General features: G+C 34.4%; 21 protein-coding genes and 2 tRNA genes. 18 read left to right on the top strand and 5 right to left on the bottom strand.

Features of this window, described 5'->3' with window-relative positions:
• The first annotated feature begins 7 nt into the window (after positions 1-7).
• The 16 genes from ABJF52_RS16040 to ABJF52_RS15965 all read left to right on the top strand — a co-directional run bounded on the left by ABJF52_RS16040 (position 8) and on the right by ABJF52_RS15965 (position 17663).
• A complete protein-coding gene (locus ABJF52_RS16040) occupies positions 8-277 on the top strand; it encodes a heavy-metal-associated domain-containing protein (RefSeq protein ID WP_348152506.1) in 270 nt (89 codons plus the stop codon).
• The gene (locus ABJF52_RS16035; protein ID WP_348152504.1) at positions 277-1275 is read left to right on the top strand and encodes a DUF3365 domain-containing protein; all 999 of its coding nucleotides are present in this window, start codon (positions 277-279) and stop codon (positions 1273-1275) included. Before ABJF52_RS16040 ends, ABJF52_RS16035 begins: the two co-directional genes overlap by 1 nt.
• 60 nt (positions 1276-1335) lie before the next feature.
• Positions 1336-1935 (top strand): class I SAM-dependent methyltransferase, encoded by a 600-nt coding sequence (locus ABJF52_RS16030; protein ID WP_348152502.1) that lies wholly within the window; start codon positions 1336-1338, stop codon positions 1933-1935.
• Between the two features lie 213 nt (positions 1936-2148).
• Complete coding sequence (locus ABJF52_RS16025; RefSeq protein WP_348152499.1) at positions 2149-3480, top strand: cytochrome ubiquinol oxidase subunit I; 1332 nt, start codon at positions 2149-2151, stop codon at positions 3478-3480.
• Between the two features lie 2 nt (positions 3481-3482).
• Positions 3483-4559 (top strand): cytochrome d ubiquinol oxidase subunit II, encoded by a 1077-nt coding sequence (gene cydB, locus ABJF52_RS16020; protein WP_348152496.1) that lies wholly within the window; start codon positions 3483-3485, stop codon positions 4557-4559.
• A 17-nt stretch (positions 4560-4576) separates the two neighbouring features.
• Positions 4577-4873 carry a hypothetical protein gene (locus tag ABJF52_RS16015; RefSeq protein ID WP_348152493.1) on the top strand — a complete coding sequence of 99 codons (297 nt, stop codon included), beginning with the start codon at positions 4577-4579 and terminating at the stop codon, positions 4871-4873.
• A 420-nt stretch (positions 4874-5293) separates the two neighbouring features.
• On the top strand, positions 5294-6748 hold the full coding sequence (locus ABJF52_RS16010; RefSeq protein WP_348152491.1) for an FAD-dependent oxidoreductase: 1455 nt from the start codon (positions 5294-5296) through the stop codon (positions 6746-6748).
• A 54-nt stretch (positions 6749-6802) separates the two neighbouring features.
• Positions 6803-6943 (top strand): hypothetical protein, encoded by a 141-nt coding sequence (locus ABJF52_RS16005; RefSeq protein WP_172976396.1) that lies wholly within the window; start codon positions 6803-6805, stop codon positions 6941-6943.
• 216 nt (positions 6944-7159) lie between these two features.
• Entirely contained in the window at positions 7160-8461 is a 1302-nt protein-coding gene (locus ABJF52_RS16000) for a TolC family protein (RefSeq protein ID WP_348152487.1), read from the top strand.
• Positions 8462-8555: 94 nt separating this feature from the next.
• On the top strand, positions 8556-9638 hold the full coding sequence (locus tag ABJF52_RS15995; protein ID WP_348152484.1) for an efflux RND transporter periplasmic adaptor subunit: 1083 nt from the start codon (positions 8556-8558) through the stop codon (positions 9636-9638).
• 105 nt (positions 9639-9743) lie between these two features.
• Positions 9744-12980: an efflux RND transporter permease subunit gene (locus ABJF52_RS15990; protein WP_348152481.1), complete on the top strand. Its 3237-nt coding sequence runs from the start codon at positions 9744-9746 to the stop codon at positions 12978-12980.
• Between the two features lie 82 nt (positions 12981-13062).
• Positions 13063-13368 (top strand): hypothetical protein, encoded by a 306-nt coding sequence (locus ABJF52_RS15985; protein ID WP_348152536.1) that lies wholly within the window; start codon positions 13063-13065, stop codon positions 13366-13368.
• A gap of 17 nt (positions 13369-13385) precedes the next feature.
• The gene (locus ABJF52_RS15980; RefSeq protein ID WP_348152478.1) at positions 13386-13580 is read left to right on the top strand and encodes a DUF2892 domain-containing protein; all 195 of its coding nucleotides are present in this window, start codon (positions 13386-13388) and stop codon (positions 13578-13580) included.
• Positions 13581-13769: 189 nt separating this feature from the next.
• Positions 13770-14339, top strand: a complete 570-nt coding sequence (locus tag ABJF52_RS15975) for a peroxiredoxin-like family protein (protein WP_348152475.1) — start codon at positions 13770-13772, stop codon at positions 14337-14339.
• 142 nt (positions 14340-14481) lie between these two features.
• A complete protein-coding gene (locus ABJF52_RS15970; RefSeq protein WP_348152472.1) occupies positions 14482-16203 on the top strand; it encodes a sulfatase in 1722 nt (573 codons plus the stop codon).
• Positions 16204-16217: 14 nt separating this feature from the next.
• Positions 16218-17663 carry a sulfatase-like hydrolase/transferase gene (locus ABJF52_RS15965; protein WP_348152470.1) on the top strand — a complete coding sequence of 482 codons (1446 nt, stop codon included), beginning with the start codon at positions 16218-16220 and terminating at the stop codon, positions 17661-17663.
• Between the two features lie 74 nt (positions 17664-17737).
• Here the strand turns inward: ABJF52_RS15965 and ABJF52_RS15960 are convergent, their stop codons facing one another.
• The 4 genes from ABJF52_RS15960 to mutS form a co-directional block, all read right to left on the bottom strand.
• Positions 17738-19057 carry a trehalase family glycosidase gene (locus ABJF52_RS15960; protein WP_348152467.1) on the bottom strand — a complete coding sequence of 440 codons (1320 nt, stop codon included), beginning with the start codon at positions 19055-19057 and terminating at the stop codon, positions 17738-17740.
• Between the two features lie 359 nt (positions 19058-19416).
• A tRNA-Leu gene (locus ABJF52_RS15955) sits at positions 19417-19500 on the bottom strand.
• A gap of 57 nt (positions 19501-19557) precedes the next feature.
• Positions 19558-19629: transfer RNA gene (locus ABJF52_RS15950), tRNA-Gly, on the bottom strand.
• 133 nt (positions 19630-19762) lie between these two features.
• Positions 19763-22345: a DNA mismatch repair protein MutS gene (gene mutS, locus ABJF52_RS15945; protein WP_348152464.1), complete on the bottom strand. Its 2583-nt coding sequence runs from the start codon at positions 22343-22345 to the stop codon at positions 19763-19765.
• 183 nt (positions 22346-22528) lie between these two features.
• Between mutS and ABJF52_RS15940 the strand changes: the two genes are divergently transcribed.
• Positions 22529-23059, top strand: coding sequence for an RNA methyltransferase (locus tag ABJF52_RS15940; protein WP_348152461.1), 531 nt, complete (start codon positions 22529-22531; stop codon positions 23057-23059).
• Here the strand turns inward: ABJF52_RS15940 and folK are convergent.
• Positions 23056-24201 (bottom strand): 2-amino-4-hydroxy-6-hydroxymethyldihydropteridine diphosphokinase, encoded by a 1146-nt coding sequence (gene folK, locus ABJF52_RS15935; protein WP_348152458.1) that lies wholly within the window; start codon positions 24199-24201, stop codon positions 23056-23058. The genes ABJF52_RS15940 and folK overlap by 4 nt on opposite strands.
• A gap of 69 nt (positions 24202-24270) precedes the next feature.
• Between folK and sppA the strand changes: the two genes are divergently transcribed.
• Positions 24271-26031 carry a signal peptide peptidase SppA gene (gene sppA, locus ABJF52_RS15930; protein ID WP_348152455.1) on the top strand — a complete coding sequence of 587 codons (1761 nt, stop codon included), beginning with the start codon at positions 24271-24273 and terminating at the stop codon, positions 26029-26031.
• Positions 26032-26038: the final 7 nt, after the last annotated feature.

Raw genomic sequence — 26038 nt, 5'->3', positions numbered from 1 at the left:
TCAGAATATGAGAACGACAATCATTGTTCAAAATTTAAAGTGTGGGGGATGTGCAAAAACTATTACATCTAAATTAGTAGAATTAAGTTCGATTTCTGATGTAGAGGTTAATCCTGATGATTCATCAGTCTCTTTTCTTTGTGCCGATGTTAACGATGCCATTTTGGTTAAAGAGAAATTACAGGCTATTGGTTATCCGTCCATCGATGCTAAAAATACTGTTTTATCAAAAGCTAAATCATATGTAAGTTGTGCAACCGGTAAAATTTCAAAGTAATGAAGAATGTTATACTAGTGGCAGTGTTGCTGATATTCGCAAGCTGTAAAGATGCTAAACAATCAGAATCCAAACCAATTGAAGATTCAACTAAGGATGAAACAGGACTAGCCAGTCAACAGCATCCTGGAAAAAAGATTATGGAAACAGAATGCTATATGTGCCATAATCCAAAAGCATCGGAATCTAGTATGATTGCACCACCAATGATTGCAATAAAAAAGTTCTATATAGATTCGAATACAACTAAAGACTCTTTTACCCAAGCTTTAATGTTGTGGATAAATAATCCTGAAGCACCTTCTAAAATGCCTATGGCACAAGAGAAATTTGGTAAGATGCCCTATTTGCCTTATTCAGAAGAAACCGTAAAAATGATTGCGGAATATATGTATGACTATGATCTTGAAAAGCCAAAATGGTTTGATGCACATTATGCAAAAGAGCATGGTAATGGTTTGGTAGAAGGTAGTACCCAAGAAACAAAGGATGCAGCAATTGATTATGCAGATATAGGCCTTGGTTATGCGCTAGCAACTAAGGCGGAATTAGGTAAAAATCTTATGAAAGCCATCAACAAAAATGGTACTGTAGCTGCTATTGAGTTTTGTAATACAAAAGCGCTGAAGTTGACTGATAGTATGTCGGTAATGAAAAATGCTATAATAAAGAGGGTGTCAGATAAACCTAGGAATCCACAGAATTTGGCAAATGAGGAAGAATTAGGATTTATAAATTATTTTAAAAAAGCAGTATCTGCTGGTGTTGAAATTAAACCAATTGTACAACCTGTAAATGGAGAAATTAATTTTTACTATCCTATTACTACCAATACGATGTGTTTACAATGTCATGGAACGCCAAAAGAACAAATGAAAATAGAAACACTAGAAACGTTGAGAAAATTATATCCTTCGGATAAAGCTATAGGTTATAATGTGAATGAAGTTCGTGGTATCTGGGTAATAAATTTTGATGAGGAAAGTACGTCGAAATAGTATTTACTAGATAAGATGCGGGTAGTATGAGGTTTTTAGTCGATATAAATATGGAATCTTATGAAGGACTTTTGGAACGAAAGATATGAAGGGGATTTCTATGCCTACGGTATGTTACCAAACGAATTTGTTAAAAAAGAACTAGATATATTATCTAAAGGTTCTGTTTTGTTTGCTGCTGAAGGTGAAGGTAGAAATGCCGTTTATGCTGCCAAAACTGGCTGGAGTGTAGAAGCATTTGATTATAGTAAAGCTGCCAAAAATAAGGCAGTAAAACTTGCCGCAAGTTTGGGATTACAATTCGAATATAAAGTTTTGGATGTTTTAGATTTTCAGAGTAATGAAAGTTTTGACGTTATTGTTCTTTGTTATGCTCATTTTCCGATTTCAATTCGTGAAAAGGCTATTCAACATTTGCTTAATTTTCTTAAACCAAATGGAGTTGTAATTTTTGAAGCTTTCTCAAAAAATCAATTAGGTAAAACCTCGGGTGGACCAAAAAATAAAGAGATGCTTTTCTCCATCTCTGAAGTACTCAATGAATTTAAGGGATTGAATTTTACACAACTTGAAGAAACAAACATAGAATTAAAAGAAGGGTCTTTTCACCAAGGTATAGCTTCCGTAATTCGATTTGTAGGCAGGAAAATAGTATCCTAAATAATGCCAAGAATTTAGCTCATTTAAAATTTTAAAATAGAGTTGGATTATTTTTTAATGGTACATTATTAGTAGTTTATTAATCTTCTTCAACATGAAATTATAATCAAAAGTCATTGAACTTATTTTTAAAATATGTAACCAGGGTTACGTATAGAAATCACACGTTGCCTATTTTTGTAATCATCTAAAACATTGAAAAGAAATTAGACTATGGAAGACATGCTTTTCTATGATCGTATGCAATTCGCGTTCACGATTACGTTCCATTATTTGTTCCCTCAGTTAACCATGGGTCTTTCATTAATGATTGTATATTTTAAGTGGAAGTTTCTGCGGACTCAAGATGTAAATTATAATGAAGCTGCAAAATTTTGGATGAAAATTTTCGCTCTGAATTTCGCGATGGGAGTGGTGACAGGAATTCCTATGGAATTTCAATTTGGCACCAATTGGGCTAAATTTTCCGAATTAACAGGAGGTATAATTGGGCAAACCTTGGCGATGGAAGGTATGTTTTCATTTTTTCTAGAGTCCTCATTTTTGGGGCTTTTTCTTTTTGGAGAAAAATTGATGGGGCAAAAACTACATTTTTTAACTGGATTTTTGGTATTCCTTGGGTCTTGGGCGAGTGGATATTTAATAATTGCAACCCACTCTTGGATGCAGCATCCGGTAGGATTTGAAATACTTGAAAACGGAAAGTTTGTTCTAAATAATTTTTCTGCGCTCTTTAGTAATCCATGGCTTTTGCCATCGTACTTACACAATCAGTTGGCATCAGTTATTACAGCTTCGTTTGTTGTTGCTGGTATTGGTGCATTTTATGTATTAAACAATAAGCATAATGAATTCGGAAAGCTATTTGTTAAAACAGGTGTCATTTTCGGATTAATCTCATCGATACTAGTGGCTTTTCCAACAGGTGATTGGGCTGCTAAAAATGTGGTAAAACTTCAGCCTGTAACCTTTGCTGCTATGGAAGGAATTTTCGAAACTGAAGATGGCGGATCTGAAATTGTATTAATTGGGCAGCCTGATATGGAAAATAAAAAGTTGGATAACAAAATAGCCGTACCTAACATACTAAGTTTCTTAACCTATCAAAACTGGGATGCAGAAATTAAAGGATTAAATGAGTTTGATGAAAAAGATTATCCTACAAATATTCCTGGGCTATATTATGCCTATCATATTATGGTAGGTTTAGGAACTATTTTTATTGCCTTATTAGCACTAGCAACTTTTCAACTATGGCGTAAAAAACTATATAAAACTAAATGGGTTTTGTGGTCATTAATGTTTATGATTCCTTTTCCCTATATCGCCAATACAACAGGTTGGTATACTGCAGAACTTGGACGACAGCCCTGGTTGGTGTATAATTTGTTAAGAACCTCAGAGGGAGCTTCTCCAACGGTGTCTGCAGGCAATACTTTATTTACGTTACTTGGTTTTATAGGTTTGTACTTGCTATTAGGTTTGCTGTTTCTAATGCTTGCTGGTAAAATAATTAATAAGGGACCTCAACTAGAAAATCACTAATTATGGAATTGTTTTGGTATATCGTTTTAATGACCATGTTGGCTATTTACGTAATTTTAGATGGTTACGATTTTGGAGCGGGAATAATACATTTGTTTTACGCGAAAACAGAAAAGGATAAAAAGGCAATTACTAATGCCATAGGTCCTTTTTGGGATGCTAATGAAGTATGGCTAATTGCTTCTGGGGGAGTTTTGTTTTTTGCATTTCCAACTTTGTATGCTTCATCTTTTAGTGGTTTTTATTTACCATTAATTATGATTTTATGGTTGCTTATTTTTAGGGCTATAGGTTTAGAATTAAGAGGTCAGGTGCACAATAAAATGTGGGAGTTAATTTGGGATAAGGCTTTCGGAATTTCAAGTTTGTTATTAGCGTTATTTTTTGGAGTCGCTTTGGGGAATATAGTTCGTGGAGTAAATTTAGGAGGTGTTATTGATGGTGTTTCAACCCATGAGGCTCACTATTTTTTTCTACCACTCTGGAACCCAACCTTTAGTCCGCAAGCAGAGCAGTTAGGAATTTTAGATTGGTTTACAGTGTTGTTGGGAGTGGTTGGTGTAGTGTCTTTAGCCATACATGGAGCGAACTGGATAATTTTCAAAACCAATTCCGATTTAAACGAAAAGTTGAAAAAAGTAGTTTTTAACCTTAGTATAGTGTTGCTTGCATTGGTAGTTATCTCGCTTTTAGTTTGGCATGTAATTGAGCCGAAGCCATTTCATAATTTTTTAGACAAACCTTGGCTATGGATCTTTCCGATAACTACCTTAACAGGCTTGTTTGGTCTTTTTAAAGTAAAGTCTTTTGAAAAGCATGGTTTGGGATTTTTATTTTCCTCTTTGTTTTTATTTGGAGGCTTAACTACAACGGTAGCATCTATCTTTCCAAAAGTATTGCCATCGACTAATAATGTAAATCCTGATTTAACATTGTATAATGTGGCTGCACATGAATATGGTCTATCGGTAGGAGTATACTGGTTTGCGATTGCTGCAGTTTTAGTTGCCGTTTATATGGTAATACAGTACAGCATCTTTAAAGGGAAAATGGATGATGTAGGTTATGGTGATCACTAGTTGAAAACTACATTATTATGACAGGTTCACTAATCTCATTAGTAAGTATTTTAATCGGAATTATTGCTGCTAATGTATTGGGTTATTTTAAAAATAAATATTCTTTTGGATTTACAGGAAACACATTAGTTGGTGTTTTTGGAAGCATACTCTTTATTAAGACCTTGGGAAGATTAGGGTTTAATGCTTGGGCTATAATTAATAGTAATGATTATGAGAGTATTCTGTTAGCTATTAATTTAATGGTGTCAGCTTTAGGTGGCGCTCTAGGTCTAGTTTTAGTAAAAAAACTATATACCAAGTTTAATAAGTAATAGAAATTATTTAGCTGCAGATATTTGTTATTTAATTCAGATTGATTGCTCAAACAAAAAATATACTATTATTTTTTATTCTTTAGCTTGTAAAAAAGCCAAATAAATCCAACAACAAAGTGCAAAACCACTATGCCAGCAATTATATAGATAATGGTATTTGAATCACCTCTCATGTCTTTGTTGTTTAAATAAGTACTCAAAACTAGGTATCACACTATAGAGGTAAAATGATATTAGTCATATTATTATTTCGTCAATCCCAAAAATAAATTTTATACAATTCTACTGTTCTTATGTAACATTAGTTGCTGTACCATGTAGCTAAATTTTCGATTTTTGATGTATTAAAACAATTATTATTTAAATGATAAAAGTCATTTTTATTGATGCTTTTGTTATATAAATTTCTGAATGAAAATGTCAAAAATAGTTATACTCGGAGCGGGAGTTTCAGGACATGTAGCTGCTGCGCATTTGCGAAGAAAATTATCCAAAAATCATGAGGTGTTGGTGGTTTCTCCTAATAGTAATTACCAATGGATTCCCTCAAATATATGGGTAGGTATCGGTAGAATGAAGTCTAAAGAGATTTTATTTCCATTACCACCTTTATACAAGAAAAAAGGTATTAGTTACAAGCAAGCAAAGGTGACTTCATTTTATCCTGAAGGAGATATAGAAACTACGGAGCCTTTTGTTAATGTTGAATACGTAGTTGGTGATAAAAAGGGTGTTAGTGAAAAGGTAACCTACGACTATCTTATAAATGCAACCGGTCCGAAACTGGCATTTGATATGACCGAGGGTTTAAATCCAGGAACTAATAAAGCCTATTCTGTTTGTACTTATTCACATGCCGAACATGCGTGGAATGCCTTAAATGAATTGATTCAGCAAATGAAACAAGGTAAAAAAGCAAAGATTTTGATTGGTACTGGTCATGCAAAATCTACTTGTCAGGGTGCAGCTTTTGAATACATTTTAAATGTAGAGCAAGAATTAAGACGTCATAATGTACGTGAGAATGCAGAAGTTATTTGGATTGCTAACGAGCATCAATTGGGTGATTTCGGAATGGATGGGATGTTACTAAGTTATGGTAACAATATTATGAAATCTAGCGAAATGGTCGAGATGGTATTCGAAGACCGCGGAATAAAATGGATTATAGGTGCTGGTGTTAATAAAATTGAAGATGGTGTAGCCCATTATGAAACATTGGAGGGTGAATATAAATCTGAAACCTATGATTTTGCGATGTTGATTCCAGCTTTTTCAGGTCATGGTTTTAAAGCGTATGATAAAAATAATAGCGACATTACCGATAAACTTTTTAAAGGTTTTATGTTGGTTGATGCAGACTATACCCCTAAACCTTATGAAGAGTGGAGTGTGCAAGATTGGCCCGAGACGTATCAAAACCCTTCGTATAAAAATATATTTGCGCCAGGAATTGCATTTGCTCCTCCGCATGCAATTTCAAAACCAAGGGTTAGTAAAAATGGCACTATAATATCACCAGCTCCACCACGTACAGGAATGCCATCAGGGATAACAGCAAAATTAGTGGCCGATAATATTATAGATATTATAAACGGGAATAAAGATTTGCATCATAAAGGGTCTATGGGAAACATGGGAGCTGCATGCATTGCTTCAGCTGGCTATGGTATGACAAAGGGTAGTGGTGTTAGTATTACTACTTTTCCTATCGTCCCAGATTACAATAAATATCCCGATACTCAAGGTCGAAAATTAGGGAAAACTTTCGGAGAAATAGGGTTGGCAGGCCATTGGTTAAAATTGGCACTGCACTATGCTTTTATTTTTAAAGCAAAGATGAAGCCTTTTTGGTGGCTTATTCCTGAATAGGTAAAGATTGAAATAAAATTTAAATAAAAAATAGAATCATAAAACTGCCACGTGATGACACAAAGGATATCAAAATCGAAACGTTTTTATATGATGAACCCCATCATTCAGTTTTTTAAATTTATTTGGTTAAGTATTAAAATATTAGTGATTGTGGCTGGAGGTCATGGTGGCACTAGAGAGGCAAAGAACTAAATATACTAAACAAAGATTATTTATATGATTTAGAATACCTGATGTTCACGTAAAATATTTAAGAGAAATATGCTGTTGTACAGCTTATTTGGTTGGTTGTAAAAGGCACCTTTGTGATGGGGGGTGCCTTTTTTTATTATCAATTTTTCTTTGGTAACATAGGTTACTGTGTGGGATGTTTTACCGCTTTAATTTTGTCGTAAATAAATGAATACGATGAAGTATATATTAATGTGGTTAGCATTTTTTGCTTTTTATTTAGGTTATACTCAAGAACTTGTTCCGATAACTAAGGAAGAAGTTATAGCTAAAGTTAAGGAGCGTAACAATACCATTAAAATGGCACATGAAGATGTGTTAGCAGCTAAAGGTGATTATAATCAAACAAATACTGTGATATTACCCAATATAAGTGTTTCTCATACGGGTATAGCTACTACAAATCCATTAATGGCATTTGGTTCTAAACTAAACCAAGAGATTTTAACAGCAGCAGATTTCAATCCTGATTTATTAAACAATCCCAGTCAAATTGAAGACTATGCAACACGAATAGAGGTGCAACAGCCACTAGTTAATTTTGATGGAATATATCAGCGAAAAGCAGCAAAAGCAAAATGGAATGCCACCGAATTGCAGTCTGAACGTACGCAAGATTACCTTTATCTTGAGGTTGAAAAAGCCTATATGCAATTACAACTTGCTTATAAAACAGTTGGAGTTTTAGAAAAAGCCATGGAAACAGCAATTGAAAATAAACGTATTGCAGCTAATAGTTTTAAGCAGGGATATTTACAAAAATCAGATGTTTTGGCCATAGAGGTACGAGTAACTGAAATTGAAAATCAATTGCAATATGCTAATAGTAGTATTCTAAATGCCAGTAACTATTTGTCGGTGTTAATGAATGATGATAGTAATAAAATTCTTAAACCTGCAGATTCCTTATTGGTTAAAAATAAAGTAGTAACTGAAGTTAAGTTGTCTGAAAACCGCAAGGATATTTTAGCGATGAATTCTGCTACCGAGGCATATCGACAAATGCACAAAGCAGACCAAATGTCTTTCTTACCGCGATTAAATGCATTTGGGACTTATGAACTGCATGATGATGAAATTTTTCAGGGCAGTGCAAATGGTTATCTATTTGGAGCAGAGCTTGAATGGAGTCTTTTCGAAGGCAGTAAACGTTTTGGAAAATCACAAAAGAGTAAAGCGGAATACAACAAATCTAAATTACAATTAGAACAATATAAATCTGAAAGTCAGTTAGAGCTGAGTAAAGCAAATAGAGGTTTTCAAGACGCGAAAAATAAACTAAAACTTACAAAATTAGCATTAGAACAATCTAAAGAGGCATTGCGTATTCGTACCAACAGATTTGAACAAGGATTAGAAAAAACTACGGATTTATTAATGTCTGAAACACAATTTTCTGAAAAGCAGTTAGCTTATTTCGCTACTGTTTTTCAATACAATTATGCCTTGGCTTATGTGCAATTTTTAACTAAAGAATAAAATAGAACAAAAGTTATTAATTAGCGCAATAGATTAAAAAAATAAAATATAAGATTTCCATATTCACCGAATTTGGAATAAAAAATAGTTAACAATGAAAAATAGAAAATACATAATAACAGCAATATTAGGTGCCACATTAATTATAACTAGTTGTGGAAATAAAGAAAAGAAAACAGTAGCTGATAATTCCCCCGCAGTTACCGTTGTTGTCAAAACTGTTAGTGAGGATAATGGCAGTTCTAATTTATCAGTTAGTGGTAAAATTGAGGCAACAAAAAGCGCCAATATTAGTACACGGTTGATGGGTTATGTAGATAAGATTTATGTTAAGGTAGGTGATAAAGTGCAAAACGGACAGTTATTAATGAGTGTTAATAATGCAGATGTTTCTGCCAAATTAGCTCAAGTAAATGCTGGTATAGTAGAAGCAGAGGCAGCTTTCACAAATGCTGAAAAAGACTTCAACCGATTTACGATATTATTTCAAGAAAATAGTGCTTCTCAAAAAGAGTTGGATGACAATACAGCTAATTATAATATGGCAAAAGCACGTTTAGAGTCAGCGAAACAGATGAAAAATGGAGCTAATGCACAAATGGGTTATGCTAACATACGCGCACCTTTTTCGGGAGTTGTAACTAATAAATTTATTAATGCTGGTGATATGGCCAACCCTGGTATGCCATTATTGGAAGTGGAATCTCCCGAACAATATCAAGTCTTGGCACTTGTTCCTGAATCAGAAATTCTTGATATAAAAAAGAACACAGAAGTTATAGTGCAATTAAAGGCCTTACAACAGGATGTCAAAGGAAACGTAACCGAAGTGAGTACTTCTTCTAAAAATACAGGTGGACAATACTTGGTAAAAGTAGTTTTAGAGAAGACAGGTGCTCAAATATTATCGGGTATGTATGCTACGGTGCAATTTCCGATTACAAACAAAACTAAAAGTTCAGTAGTTATGATACCGATTGAAGCGGTTGTGAATAATGGACAATTAACAGGAATTTATACAGTAAGTCAAAGCAGCACAGCGTTGTTGCGTTGGTTGCGCTTAGGGAGAACTTATGGTGATAAAGTAGAAGTGTTGTCTGGTCTTTCTGCCGATGAGCAATATATAGTTTCAGCGGAAGGAAAATTATTCAATGGTGCTAAAATAGCTAATCAATAAAAAAGTCTGCGTCAGGGATTGAACGGTTACCTCACAACTACCAAAGCGAGCGAGGAGTAAAAGTGAAAAGCCCGGCGATACGCCCAAATTAAATAACAAGAAAGAATGAAGGAAGGTTTAGCAGGCAAGATTGCCAAGATGTTTATAGGCAGTAAGTTAACGGTGCTTCTAATGATAGTTTTTATGGTCATTGGGGTATACAGTTCTTTTCTTATTCCAAGAGAAGAAGAGCCACAGATTGATGTGCCAATGGCAGATATTTTTGTGGGTTATCCAGGTGCGAGTCCTACCGAAGTAGAGTCACGTGTGATAAAACCATTAGAGAAATTAATCTCAAACATTAAAGGGGTAGAATACGTTTATTCCACTGCGATGAAGGAACAAGGTATGGTAATCGTACAATTTTATGTAGGTGAAGATATCGAACGCTCTTTTGTTAAATTATATAATGAAATTAATAAGCATATGGATATTATGCCGCAAGGTGTAACATTTCCATTGGTTAAAACGCGAGCTATTGATGATGTTCCAATGTTAGGACTTACATTATGGAGCGAAAATTATGATGGGTACCAGTTAAGCCAAATGGCACAAGAGTTGGAGAGTGAGATTAAAAAAGTAAATGACGTTGCTATTACACATAAGATCGGTAATCAAGACCGTCAATTACGTGTAGTTTTAGATAAGGACAAGTTAGCTGCAAGTGGACTAGATTTTATGACCGTCTCTGAAATGATAAAGGCAAATAATGCCCAATTAAGTTCCGGTAGTTTCGATAAAAATGATACTGAATTTTTAGTAAATACTGGTAACTTTTTGGCTTCGGTAACTGATGTTGAAAATTTAGTTGTTGGTGTGCAACAGAACCAACCTATATACTTAAAACAAATAGCCAATATTATTGATGGGCCAGAGATTCCACAAAGTTATGTGTCTTTAGGGTTTGGACAGGCGAGTGAAAAAAGTACAGATTATAAATCTGAATATCCAGCTGTTACAATATCGGTAGCCAAAAGAAAAGGTGCCGATGCTATGAAAATTGCTGATATAGTTATTAATAAAGTAGACCATTTACGAACAACTTTAATTCCTGGAGATGTCAATGTAGAAATAACTAGAAACTATGGAGAAACTGCTTCACATAAAGTGTCAGAATTATTATTACACCTAATAGGGTCTATAATTGCTGTGACACTTGTGGTGATGTTGGCTATGGGTTGGCGTGGTGGTTTGGTTGTCTTCTTGTCTGTTCCCATAACATTTGCGTTGACCTTATTGAGTTATTATATGCTAGATTATACCCTGAATAGAATAACACTTTTCGCTCTAGTATTTGTAACTGGTATTGTCGTTGATGATTCCATTATTATCGCCGAGAATATGCATAGGCATTTTAAAATGAAACGCTTGCCATTTAAACAAGCTGCATTGTATGCTATTAACGAAGTTGGTAACCCAACTATACTGGCAACCTTTACTGTAATCGCTTCGGTATTACCAATGGCATTTGTATCTGGTTTAATGGGGCCATATATGGCACCAATGCCTATTGGTGCCTCCATAGCAATGATTTTATCCTTATTTGTTGCTTTGACAATTACGCCATATTTGGGCTATATTTTCTTGAAAGAAAAAGAGAAGAAGGGAAAAGTTGAAAAGAAAGAAAAGCCTTTAGAAGAAACGTATATCTACAAGATTTACAACAAATTTGAACGACCATTAATTGAAAATAGTAGAAAGCGTTGGTTGTTTTTAGGGTTTACCTTTTTGTTGCTTATGGGGTCTATGGTGTTGTTTTTCACCAAATCGGTGGCTGTAAAAATGTTGCCTTTTGATAATAAAAATGAATTTCAAGTTGTAATTGATATGCCAGAAGGCACTACACTAGAACGTACTGGAGTGGTCGCACAAGAAATAGCACAATATTTATCTACGCGCCCAGAAGTTGTAAACTATCAAAATTATATAGGCACTTCTGCTCCAATAACATTTAATGGTCTGGTTCGTCATTACGACTTACGTGGTGGAAGTAATATGGCTGATATTCAGGTGAATCTTATTGATAAAGGTGAGCGTTCTGCACAAAGCCATGATATAGCCAAGTTATTGCGACCTGATATTCAAAAAATAGCAGCCAAGTATAATGCAAATGTAAAATTAGTTGAGGTACCACCAGGACCACCAGTTTTGTCTACAATTGTGGCCGAAGTTTATGGCCCAGATTACCAAGAACAAATAAAAATTGCGAGTAGCGTACAGAATATATTGAAAAATACAGATGATGTAGTAGATATAGATTGGATGGTTGAAGCAGACCAAACGGAGTATCAATTTAATATAGACAAAGAAAAAGGAATGCTTTATGGTGTAGCTCCAAAACAAATTGCCTATACCATGAATATGGCACTTTCGAACAGACCAATAAATAATTTGTATGATGAGGATGCCAACAATCAAGTTGGATTGATTTTAGCTTTAGATGAGAAAGAAAAATCAACAATTAATGATATTTCGCAATTAAAAGTTACCTCAAAACAAGGTAGTATGGTGCCTATTGCGGATTTGGTTGATATCGTTAAAACTACTAGTGCAAAAAGTATTTATAGAAAAAATCAAAAACGTGTGGTATACGTAATGGCAGATATGGCAGGCGAATTAGAGAGTCCGGCTTATGCGATTTTAGGGATGGAAGAAAAGCTAAAAGAAATAACATTGCCTCAGGGTTATGAAATTAATGAAATGTATTTAGGACAGCCCGAATTTGAAGATGATTATACTGTTAAATGGGATGGTGAATGGCAAATAACACTCGAAGTTTTTCGTGATTTAGGAATAGCTTTTTTGGGAGCCATAATATTAATTTATATTTTGATTGTAGGTTGGTTTCAAAACTTTAAAGCACCAATTGTGATGATGGTAGCTATACCCTTATCATTAATAGGAATTATTCTAGGACATTGGATTATGGGTGCTTTTTTCACCGCAACATCTTTTATTGGTATGATTGCATTAGCAGGAATAATGGTTCGTAATTCGGTATTACTTATCGATTTTATAAATCTGCGCTTGGCAGAAGGTGTGCCGCTGAAACAAGCAGCCATTGAGGCTGGTGCAGTGCGTACTACCCCTATTTTATTGACAGCCGGAACGGTTGTAATTGGAGCATTCGTTATTCTTTTTGACCCAATTTTTCAAGGATTAGCAATTTCATTAATGGGCGGTACTATCGTGTCAACTGTATTGACGCTATTAGTAGTGCCATTGGTGTATTATATGATAGAACGCAAGAAGTATCCAGAAAGTCCGCTAACCCCTCAAGGTGGAACTGATGTAGTTCAGTAATGGATTGAAGGGTGAATAAGCACGAAATTATTATTCTTGAAATTCGTTTCAAATGAGCACTGTGAAATTAAAGATAAAAAAAATGAAACTACTTATTGTCACGGTCGTAGAAGAGTATGAGAAAGAAATTCTTCAACTCTTTAAAGAGGTAAAGTTTGAGAGCTATAGTGGCTCCGACATTGATGGATATAAAAATTCAACGGCATTAGTGCGGACAGCTAGCTGGTTTCCTGCTAAAAAAAGCGGTGTGGAATCCAGTATGTTTTTCTCTTTTACTGAAGAAGAAAACATTTATGCGCTTTTCGAACTCATCAAAACATTCAATCAAAATATGGAAACTAATAACCCAATTAAGGCAGTTGTTGTTCCCATTGAAAAATCGATTTAATCTTAAAAATAATTATAATGTTAAATACATATTTTAGAGTTTTAGTTGGCACATTCGTTTTGTTTAGTGTGGTAATGGCGGTGTACGTAAATATAAACTGGTTATGGTTTACCGTTTTTATTGGCGTTAATTTAATACAGTCTGCATTCACTAAATGGTGTTTGTTGGAGACCATACTTCTTAAATTGGGTATAAAAAAAGATATTCCATAAAAAAATTACTTTTCAATTATATGATTTTATTATCATAACTGGTGATAAAGAATTGGTAAATTTGATTTTCAAATACTAAGTAACTACTTGAAAGATAGCGGATGTTGGTGATTGCATCTTAATTTTTATTGTAGTTGTATTAAAAGTAAAAACTATCGCCAAGTTAGATTATTATTTAAATTTATATAAATGAGTGAGTTACAAGATTTTCAGAAATTAGTAATTGCGAATGCAAGTGAAGTAAGAGGTTTGAAGGTTGGTGAGAAAGCACCTGACTTTAAGTTGCCAAATGCGCTTGGGAAGGAAGTGTTACTTTCTGAAGAATTAAAAAAGGGCATTGTGGTTATTAAATTTTATCGTGGAGAGTGGTGTCCGATTTGTAATTTGGATTTACGCGAAATTCAGATGAAATTGCCAGAAATTAAATCTTTAGGTGCCTCATTATTGGCAATAAGTCCTCAGAATCCGGATAGTGCATTAACAGCAAAAGAGAAAAATGAACTAGACTTTGAAGTGCTAAGTGATGCTAACCAAGAAGTAATAAAAGCATATAACTTGCAATTTGATCCAGGAGAAGATTACCACAATCGTAGAGATTTATCCTTGTTAAATGGCAATGGTTCTATTACTTTACCCGTACCTGCTACATTTATAATAAATAAAGATGGTATAGTGGAGGCTGCTCATGTAGAAGCAAATTATACGGAGAGAATGAGGGCTTCAGAAGTTTTAGAGGCGCTACATAAGCTAAATAAGTAGATCTTACTTTCAAACTTGAAAATAACATTTTCTAGCATTTTTAAAATTGTTTAAATTACAGGGATATCCTTTAATAATGTATGTGAGTATTGATCATAACGTTAAACGGATAATTGTGACCAACTTAATTAAGAACAATTTTATGAGATCTAGAATTTCGTGTATTATTATTTTAATCTTGTGCATACTCCCTATAAAAGCACAAAAGACGCAGAACGAGCAAAAAAATCAAAAACCAAATATAATCTTCATTCTAACGGATGATCAACGTTTTGATGCACTGGGTTACGCAGGTAATAAACTCATTTCTACGCCTGAAATGGATAAGTTGGCGGAAGAAGGTACATACTTTAAAAAGGCTATGGTTACCACGCCAATATGCGCGGCGAGTAGGGCAAGTATTTTGACAGGGTTGTACGAAAGAACTCATAGTTTTAATTTTCAAACAGGCAATATTCGAGAATCTTATATGACAGATTCATATCCTAGAATCTTAAAAGAAAACGGATATAAAACGGCCTTTTTTGGAAAGTATGGCGTTAAATATAAGGGTCTCGATAAACAATTTGATGAATTTGAATCGTACGATAGAAATAATAAATTTAAAGACCGACGTGGGTATTACTTTAAAACGCTAGGAAAAGATACTGTGCACTTGACTAGATATACGGGTCAAAGGGCTATAGATTATATTGAGAATACGAATAATAACGAACCTTTTTGTTTGTCACTTAGTTTCAGTGCGCCTCATGCACATGATGGAGCTAAAGACCAGTACTTTTGGCAACAAGAATCTAATACACTTCTTGAGAATATAAAAATACCACCGGCGAAAATAAGTGATGATACTTATTTTGAAGCCCAACCCAAATTTGTACGTGATGGTTTTAATCGATTGCGATGGACATGGCGTTATGATACGCCTGAAAAATATCAGCATAGTGTAAAAGGCTATTATAGAATGATTGCTGGAGTTGATCGTGAAATAACAAAAATAAGAGAGCAGTTAAAGAAAAAGGGTTTAGATAAAAACACAGTAATCATTCTTATGGGTGATAACGGTTACTTTTTGGGAGAGCGACAATTGGCAGGTAAATGGTTGTTGTATGATAACTCAGTTCGAGTACCCTTAATAGTTTATGATCCACGAATTAAGAGCCAAGAAGATAGCGATGTCTTAGCTTTAAATATAGATGTACCAGCTACAATATTAGATTTGGCAGGCCTTAAAAAACCAGGTTCTTGGCAAGGTAAAAGCCTAATGCCTGTAGCTGCTAAAAATAATAATTTTAATAGAGATACCGTATTAATAGAGCATTTATGGGAGTTTAAAGATATTCCACCTAGTGAGGGAGTTCGCACTAAAGACTGGAAGTATTTTAGATATGTAAATGACCAATCTTTTGAGGAATTGTATGATCTAAATGATGACCCGCAAGAGATAAATAATCTTGCCAAAGACCCATTTCACTTGAATAGGTTAAAAACATTCCGTAAAAAAACCAACGAATTAATTGTTGAACTTTCTGATGAATATTCGCAAGGGCCGAAAGGCTTACAGGTTGTTTTTAAAACAAATGTTGAGACGAAATCTCCAAGGCCAAATTATGAATGGGTAAAGCCAGAAAAGATTAGTTCGCAAACCGCTTATCAAATAGTAGTGTCTTCGTCTGAAGAAAATAGTATAAATAATATTGGAGATGTATGGGATAGTAAGAAGGTGAAAATTGAGAATAATTCAGTTATAGAGCACGTGCAAGGTGATTTAAAAAGGGGAACTACTTATTTTTGGAAAGTACGCATTTGGGATCAAGATAATAGACTTTCAAGTTATTCTAGAAGTTATTCATTTGTTGCGAAATAATTTAAAATTATAGAATGAAATGTACTAAAAGCTTAGTGTTGCTAATAACTGTATGTGCTAGTGTATGGGCCTGTAATTCTAAAAATGAAAAATCAATTGACAATCAAATAGAATCGCCTCCTAATGTTTTAATATTATTAACGGATCAATGGCGGGCACAGGCAACTGGTTATGCTGGTGATGTGAATGTGCATACACCTAATTTAGATAGTTTGGCAAGCAATAGCGTAAATTTTAAAAATGCGGTTTCTGGTATGCCGGTGTGCTCACCTTTTCGGGCATCATTAATAACGGGGCAAAGACCTCTTACGCATGGTGTTTTTATGAATGATGTGCAACTAGATACCAATGCTGTAACTATGGCGAAAGTTTTTGCCAAAGAAGGTTATGATACAGGTTATATAGGTAAATGGCATTTAGATGGTCATGGTCGCTTACAGAATGTAGCGCCGGGAAAAAGAAGACAGGGTTTTCAGTTTTGGAAAGGGAATGAATGTACACATGATTATAATGAATCGGTTTATTATGATAATGACGACCCCAATAGAAAAGTTTGGGAAGGTTATGATACATTTAAACAAACAGATGCTGCTATAGACTATATTAAAGATAAGGAGGATTCGAAAAATCCATTTCTAATGATTTTATCTTACGGTACTCCACATGCTCCATACCATACAGCACCTGAAGAATATAGAAATCGATTTAATGCTGAAGAAATTAAACTTCGCAAAAACGTACCCGAAAATTTAAAGGAAAAGGCTAAAAAAGATTTGGCTGGCTATTACGCTCATATTGCTGCCATTGATGACATGATTGGGAAGGTGATAAAAAATCTAAAAGATTCAGGTCAATTAGACAATACAATTATTGTTTTTACTGCAGATCATGGCGATTTGTTAGGTTCGCATGGCGCCTATAAAAAACAACAACCTTACGAAGAATCAGCTCGAGTACCTATGTTGTATTATCTACCAGAAAAATATAAGATTAAAAAGGGTGAACGAGACGCTTTAATAAATTCTGAAGATATAATGCCAACACTTTTAAGTTTATGTGAAATTTCAATTCCCAATACGGTTGAAGGGTTAGATTATAGAGCCTATCTAGAGGGAAAAGAGGATATTGGAAAATCAACGTTACTCACCTGCGTACAACCCTTTGGTCAATGGAACAGTATAAAATATGGAGGACGTGAATATAGGGCGCTTAAAACTTTGAAATATACCTATGCTCGTGATTTAAATGGACCTTGGTTATTGTTTGATAATGATAAAGATCCATTTCAAATGAATAATTTAGTAGGCAATGCAACCTATGCTTCAATCCAAAATGATCTAGATAGTAAGCTTAGTACAAGGTTAGAAGAAACCGGAGACGAGTTTCTAGCTGGCTTAGCATATATAGAAAAATGGGGTTATACAGTTGACGAAACTGGTACTGTTCCATATACGCATTAGAGCATAAACTTTAAATGTTTTGTTATCAATAGTAAATCTAATATGATTACTTTAACCTAACACAGAATTTAAAATTATTTCACTTTATCATAAAGTCTAGACATCTCTATTAAAGGGTTATGTCCAAGATAATCAACACACGGTTCGTTTTTCTCAGTTTGGGGTTTTCGTAAAACATCTTTTGGACTTCCCCCTAAAGGGTTGTAGAATTCCCATATGGTTCCTGTCTCTTTAAACTGTTTCGAGCTTTCATTTAAAGCTTTCTCCAAAAGTATTTTAGTGGCATCCTCTCTCCCGTATGTTGCACAACCACGAGCAATCCAATAGGTCATACTATTCCATGAAGGGCCACGCCACATTCTTAGTTCAAATTTTGGATCTTTTTTACCAACAGTAGCAAGAGGGTGGGTGGTGTTAAAATATTCTGTATTTAAGAGGTAGTCGTCTATTAGCCGATCTGCCTGTTGTTGTGTTGCCACGCCGAAAACCAAAGGAAATAAAGTTTCGAAAGCTAAACTTCTAAGCTTTGGGTCTTCCATAGCCCAAGAATCATAAAATAGACCTTCTTTTTCAGAATATAATTTAGTTTGAATAAAACGCTTTAAGTCGCTAGCTCTTTTTTCAAAATAAGTAGGGTCTAATTTTAATTCTTTAGACCATTTACTAGCCATTTCATACATGAAATAAACATGGCATGTAGCATCGATACATGCAAATTTTCCATCTTTAGTGTCGTCAAACCGAATTCCTTCGTCAATGCCACTTTCCCATTCTTTAAGCAGAATATCATTATAAAAAAATCCTTCACCTTCTGCTTTTCTGTTATTTTCGAACCAGGTAATTTGTCTAATTAATGGCGAATAGAACTGGTTTATAATAGAATCATTCCCAGTTACTGTTCTATAATCTTCAATTGCAAAAGGCCAGAACGGCGGATGTCCTATTTTTTTATCCCATGTTACGGTATCAGATTCTGCATTGGGCATCCAAATTGAGCCAGGAATTAAACCGTCCGCTTCTTGGTTTTTTATATTGTTAAACATTTGCTTGATTGCGTGTTCTGGATGAGAATTCACAACATCGATTGCTTGATTAACAATATCCCAATGGCCAAATGCAGGACCATAGATATAGCCAGGTCCAATTTCTTCCCATTCATAATCAAAAGGCCATTTCGCAGGATGCGTACTTTTTTTGTGTAACTCTGCGACATATTGAAGCATCGGTCTCCATTCGGGTTTCCCAATAGAATTTGCTTCAGTAGAAAGGTTTTCCCAACTAGAAGTTATTTTTTTATAACTTGTTTCGGTAGTACTGTTTTGTTTTTGATCAGAAGTATTCGTGCAGCTAAAAAGTGTTACACTAATAAGTAATAGTAGGAGGATACTTTTCATTCGTATTAGACTTTGTGTTTTTATTTTCTAATTAGACTTAGAGAAGTAAATATCCAAATATTAATTGGCTATTACTTGCGAAAATGCATTTTGAAACAAAAAATTGTGATTATTTGAATTTTGATATGAATTAAAAAGCTTTCTGATAATATTAGCGAATAACTAAATTGTTATTTTTAGACTTAAGTTAAATCTGATTGAATGGAATTTTGAAATTCAAATAGAAAATAATTGAAACCTTAGATTTATATATAGATGTTTTAGAACTTATAAAAGACTAAAACTAATTTTGTCGGTAAGATATCGGTAAAGTAAAAATAAAAAAACCCTGCTAATCATTTGATTAACAGGGTTTAAAGTACTCGAGATGGGACTTGAACCCATACGGACTAATGTCCATTGGATTTTAAGTCCAACGTGTCTACCAATTCCACCACTCGAGCTTCAATGTACTCGTTAGTACATGAATAAAAAAACGCTGACCAGCAGCGTTTTCTCAGAGCGAAAAAAGGGATTCGAACCCTCGACCTCCACCTTGGCAAGGTGATGCTCTACCCCTGAGCTACTTTCGCGTGTGATTTTTAAACTTGCCTGTCTATAAACAGGCTTTAAAAGAACGTGCATTTCTTTCGTAATGCGGATGCAAATTTAATACAATTCTATAAAACGCAAAGGAATTTCTTTTAAAAATAACTTGATTGTAAATTAACTGGTGGCCTTTTTATTTTTTGTAAGCAATCGCTTAATTTCATTTAGTTTCATAAGTGCCTCAACAGGAGTAAGTGTGTTGATGTCTAAATGAGTTATTTCTTCTTTAATCTGTTCCAACAAGGGGTCGTCTAGATTGAAAAAACTGAGTTGCATTTCATCCTGTGCACTTTGTAATTTATCTGTTAGTTCTTCACTAGAGTGCGATTTTTCCAGTTTCTTAAGTATTTTATTAGCCTTGTGTATTACTTGTTGGGGCATTCCAGCCATTTTAGCTACATGAATACCAAAACTATGTTCACTACCACCGGCAACTAATTTTCGTAAAAACAATACTTTGTCTTTAAGCTCTTTAATGGAAACATTATAATTTTTGATTCGCTCAAATGTCTCTGCCATCTCATTCAACTCGTGATAATGAGTAGCGAAAAGTGTTTTTGCTCTTGCTGGATGTTCGTGAAGGTATTCAGATATAGCCCAAGCAATAGAAATACCATCATAAGTACTGGTACCACGGCCAATTTCATCAAGTAATACTAGACTTCGGTCAGATAAGTTATTCAGAATTGAAGCTGTTTCATTCATTTCAACCATAAATGTAGATTCACCCATAGAAATGTTATCACTTGCTCCTACACGTGTAAAAATCTTGTCTACATACCCAATTTTTGCCGATTCTGCAGGAACGAAACTCCCCATTTGGGCCAAGAGTACAATAAGCGCGGTTTGTCTTAAAATAGCAGATTTACCACTCATGTTAGGCCCCGTAATCATAATTATTTGTTGAGCATCACGGTTAAGTGATACATTATTGGGAATATAAGTATCACCGGGAGGTAATTGTTTTTCAATTACAGGATGTCGCCCATTTTTAATATCTAATGCGGTAGAATCATCTAATTCTGGGGCAACATAGTTATTGTCTTTTGCCAATTGGGCAAAACTACTTAAACAATCTAGATTCGCTATTTGCTGTGCATTTTGCTGTACCACCACAATATACTCTTGCATCCAGACTATTAATTGTGCAAAAAGTTGTTGCTCTAAACTTAAAATACGCTCCTCCGCACCTAAAATTTTCGCTTCATATTCTTTTAGTTCTTCTGTGATATAGCGTTCAGCATTGACCAAAGTTTGTTTGCGAATCCATTCTTCCGGAACTTTATCTTTATGAGTATTACGGACTTCTATATAATAGCCGAAGACATTATTAGAGGCTATCTTAAGTGATGTTATTCCTGTGCGCTCCGTTTCACGGGCTAACATTTTATTCAGATAGTCCTTACCGGAGAAAGCTAGACCACGAAGTTCATCCAATTCTTCAGAATAGCCTTTAGCAATGGCATTGCCTTTAAGAATATTAACTGGAGCATCTTCGCTAAGCATTCCTGTTATTTTATCTTGTAATACTTTGCAAGTATCTAAAGAAGTACCTATTAATTGCAGCGCTTCATTTTCGCTGTCTTCACAAAATTGTTTGATTGGAGTAATAGAAACCAAAGAGTTTTTAAGCTGAACAACTTCTCGCGGATTAATTTTGCCTGTTGCTACTTTTGAAATTAAACGTTCAATGTCGCCCATGGGTTTTATCCAACCTTTTAGGTTATCATGACCGATTGAATCTTTAAAAAGATGCGAAACAACTTGATGTCTTCGTTTTATTTTTTCAACATTTTTTAAGGGCAATGCAAGCCACCTTTTCATTAACCGACCACCCATTGGTGATAATGTGCGGTCAATAATATCTATAAGTGTTACAGCATTGGCATTTGTTGAATGATAAAGCTCTAGGTTTTTAATGGTAAAGCGATCCATCCAAACATAATCCTCTTCTGCAATTCTTTGCAGTGTATTTATGTGCTGTAATTGCCGATGTTGTGTTTCTGATAAATAATGCAAAACTACCGCGGAGGCAACAATTCCTTCTTGCAGATGATCTACTCCAAAGCCTTTTAAACTTGTAGTTTTAAAATGGCTATTAAGTGTTTCATTGGCGTAGTCTTCTTGATATACCCAATCTTCTACTAAAAAAGTATGGTAATTGGATCCAAAAATGTCATGAAATTCATTGCGATGCGCTTTCGAAATAAGAATTTCATTAGGCGAGAAATTCTGTAAAAGTTTGTCTATTTGCTCTGTACTTCCTTGGGTTGTTAAAAATTCACCTGTAGAAATATCTAAAAATGAAATACCTAATAATTTTCTACCAAAGTGAACGGCACAAAGAAAGTTGTTAGATTTAGCTGAGAGTATATCATCATTTAAGGCTACACCCGGCGTCACCAATTCGGTAACACCTCTCTTAACGATAGTTTTGGTTAATTTTGGATCTTCAAGTTGGTCGCAAATGGCTACGCGCTGACCTGCTTTTACTAATTTAGGAAGGTATGTATTTAAGGAATGGTGTGGAAAACCTGCTAATTCGGTGCGATCACCACCATTGTTTCTATGCGTGCAAATAATGCCAAGAATTTTCGAGGCTTTTACAGCGTCTTCACCGAAAGTTTCATAAAAATCACCTACGCGAAATAGTAATAAAGCATCAGGATATTTAGTCTTGATGGTATTGTACTGTTTCATTAAAGGAGTTACCTTCTTGATTTTTTTTGTGCTAGCCAAACCGGTAGATTTCGTTTATTTTTGTTGCAAACGAAAATACCATTTTTGATTGGTGTAATCCGAGATCGTTGATATTTTGGAATAACTTTTAATGTTCAAAAGTACTTGTTCATTACTGCCTTAAATTTAAATTGAAACTAAATAATGCGAAAGCTTAAAAACGAAGAGTTAGATAGACTTACAACTGATGAATTTAAGTTGGTAGAAAAGTCACCAATCGTTATTGTCCTAGATAACATTCGTAGTTTAAACAATATAGGTTCAGTATTTCGTACTGCTGATGCGTTTTTAGTTGAAAAAATATATTTGTGCGGAATTACGGCAACTCCACCACATAAAGATATAAGAAAAACAGCCCTTGGAGCTACCGATAGTGTTGCATGGGAATATGCTGAAAATAGCATTGATTTGGTAACCAACTTAAAAAGTAGTAACTACCATGTTCTTGCTGTTGAACAAGCAGAAAATGCTACTTTTTTGAATAAGCTCGAAATTGATAGATCAAAAAGATATGCGTTAATTTTTGGTAACGAAGTGAAAGGTGTGCAACAAGAAGTTGTTGATGTCAGTGATGAGGTGCTTGAAATTCCTCAATTTGGAACAAAACACTCTTTAAATATTTCGGTTAGCGTTGGAGTAACTGTATGGGATGTTTGGTCAAAATTAAATATTTAAAAAGACCAATTCATTACATATTGCTGTATTTGATTCATTACGGTTTCATAGTCGTTCTCATTTTCTACAAAATCCAATTCTGTAACATCAATAATTAAACTATTTTCAGTTGACTGACTTTTAATATATTCCAAATATCCTTTGTTTATTTTATCTAAATATTCAAATGAAATATCTTGTTCATAATCACGACCCCGCTTTTTAATATTTTCTAAAAGGCGGTGTGTATTTTGATACAGGAAAACATAAACATCTGGTTTTTTTACTTCTCGGTACATAAAGTCGAATATCTTTCGATACAGTGAAAATTCAACATCTTGTAAGGTTATTTTAGCGAAAATTAAAGATTTGTAAATGTCGTAATCGCTAACCATAAATTTTTTGAATAAATCTAATTGGTTGGTGTCATCAATAAATTGCTGATAACGATCTGCTAAAAATGACATTTCTAAAGGAAATGCATATCTGCCCTGATCCTCATAAAATTTTGGTAAAAATGGATTGTCTGCAAATCGTTCTAATATAAGTTTTGCATTAAAATCTTTAGCAATGCGCTTCGCTAGTGTTGTTTTGCCAGCACCTATATTACCTTCAATAGCTAAGAATTGAAGTTGAGAAAATAACTCCGACCTATTTTTAAAAAGTACCAAGTTAGTTTTCTTAGGCAAAATTTCATCTTTACATTCTTGTAATAAATTTCGCGTGTCTTTTTTTAAAATCGGATGATAGAATTGAGGAGCAATGTCGGCTAGTGGTCGTAATACAAAGCGTCTTTCTTCTAATCTTGGGTGTGGAATAATTAATTGCGCACTATTTAATATCAATCTATTAAAATACAGAATATCAATATCAATACATCTAGCGGCATACCCAGTTTCACTAGAACGTCTTCGACCAATTGCAGTTTCAATTTCCATCAATTGCTTAAGAAGTCTAGGGGCTGTTAGTGGTGTAGTCAGTTCTAAGCAGATATTAAAAAAATCATCACTTTCAAATCCCCATGCAGCACTTTGATAAACCGGAGAGACAGTTTTTATAGTACCGGCCAGCTTGTCAATGTTGTAAATAGCTTCTTGTAACATACTAAGTTTGTCACCAAGATTGCTGCCTAAAGAGAGATAAACGGTATTTGTGTCCTTCATAATAGGAAACCAAATTAATTAAAAAGAATTTCACAATAGTTATCTTTGCCAGCTAATAATAAAGAATCTATGAATTTTCTGAGAAATCTATTGGCTGCTATTTTTGGTTGTCTTATTGCATTCGGAATTGTCTTCGTTATGTTTTTCATCTTTGTTACAGTTTTAGGTAGCACGGAGCAAGACGTATCTATAAAAAATAATTCAATATTAGAATTACAACTAAATAGACCAATTAGTGATTATACAGGAAATAATGAAGTAGATCCATTTGCTGGGATTTTCGAAGAATCGCAGAGCTTAGATGAGATTTTACACGCCATTAAAATCGCTAAAGACGACAATGATATTAAAGGCATAAGTATTAAAAATAATTTTCTTTTAGCAGGTTTAGCGCAAACACAAGCTATTCGTAAAGCCTTGTTAGATTTTAAAGAGAGTGGGAAGTTTATTTACGCATATGCGGATTTTTATATGCAAAAAGATTATTATCTGGCTAGCGTAGCGGATAAGATTTATTTGAATCCGGTTGGTGTGTTAGATTTCAAAGGGTTGGCTACAGAAGTTCTTTTCTATAAAGATTTACAGGAAAAGACCGGCATTAAAATGGAAGTCATTCGGCATGGCAAATACAAAAGCGCTGTTGAACCATTTTTGTCAAACGAAATGAGTGATGCAAACAGAACTCAAATTAAAGAATTGATAGGTTCTTTGTGGAATTCTATGATTGAAGATATTTCGGAAGGAAGAAATATCAGCCCCGAAAATCTGAATATTATTGCTGACACCTTAGGAGGCAGAACAACGGAATATGCCAAGGCTTCAGGTCTTATAGATGATACCTTATTTTATGATGAATATGAAGCGAAACTTCGTGAAACATTAGAATTAGAAGATGATAAAGATTTAAACACCGTATTGCTAGATGACTATGTTGTGCGGTCGAATGCCAAGAAAAGTCATATTGGAGATGATAAAATTGCAGTAATTTTTGCTCAAGGTGAAATTATGTACGGCGAAGGTGGCCCTGATGTTATTGGACAAGGAATTATTAATGAAGCGATAATTAAAGCGCGAGAAGATGATAAAATAAAAGCTATTGTTCTTCGTGTTAATTCTCCAGGAGGTAGTGCGCTAACTTCAGATATTATTTGGCGCGAAATTGAATTGACAAAAGCGGTGAAACCTGTTGTAGTTTCCATGGGAGATGTAGCTGCGTCTGGAGGCTATTATATAGCAGCTGGTGCAGATAAAATATTTGCTGAACCAACAACGATTACAGGTTCTATAGGTGTTTTTGGAACTATTCCTAATGTTAAAGAACTGGCTGAAGATATTGGTGTTAATGCAGAGCAAGTAGGGACCAATAAAAATTCGGTTGATTACTCGCTATTCGAACCAATGTCGGATAGTTTTAGAAAAATAATGCAAGATGGTATTGAAGAAACCTACGAAACTTTTTTATCAAGAGTAGCAGGTGGTAGAAATATTACTGTAGCTCAAGCAGATAGTATAGCACAGGGTAGAGTGTGGAGTGGGGTGGATGCGAAAAGATTAGGTCTTGTGGATGAACTTGGAAATTTAGACGATGCTATTGCTGAAGCTGCTAAAATGAGTAATCTAGAGAAATACGGAATTCGAAAATATCCAAAGTATAAAACAGGCTTAGAACAGTTTATGGAAGATTTCGGTGGCGCTAGTGCAAAAGTTAAACAAGAATTTATAGAAGAAGAAGTAGGGGTGGAGGCATATGCTATTTTTAAACAATTTAAATCGGTGATGGAGCAAAATGGAGTTCAAGCGAGAATGCCTTTTATATTAGAGATTAAATAATCAGTTA

Origin of the sequence: Aurantibacter sp., assembly GCF_039941195.1 — a bacterium.
Taxonomy (GTDB): Bacteria; Bacteroidota; Bacteroidia; order Flavobacteriales; family Flavobacteriaceae; genus Aurantibacter_A.
The sequence above is the reverse complement of the archived record's forward strand: the minus strand, read 5'-3'. Positions and strand labels throughout refer to the sequence as shown.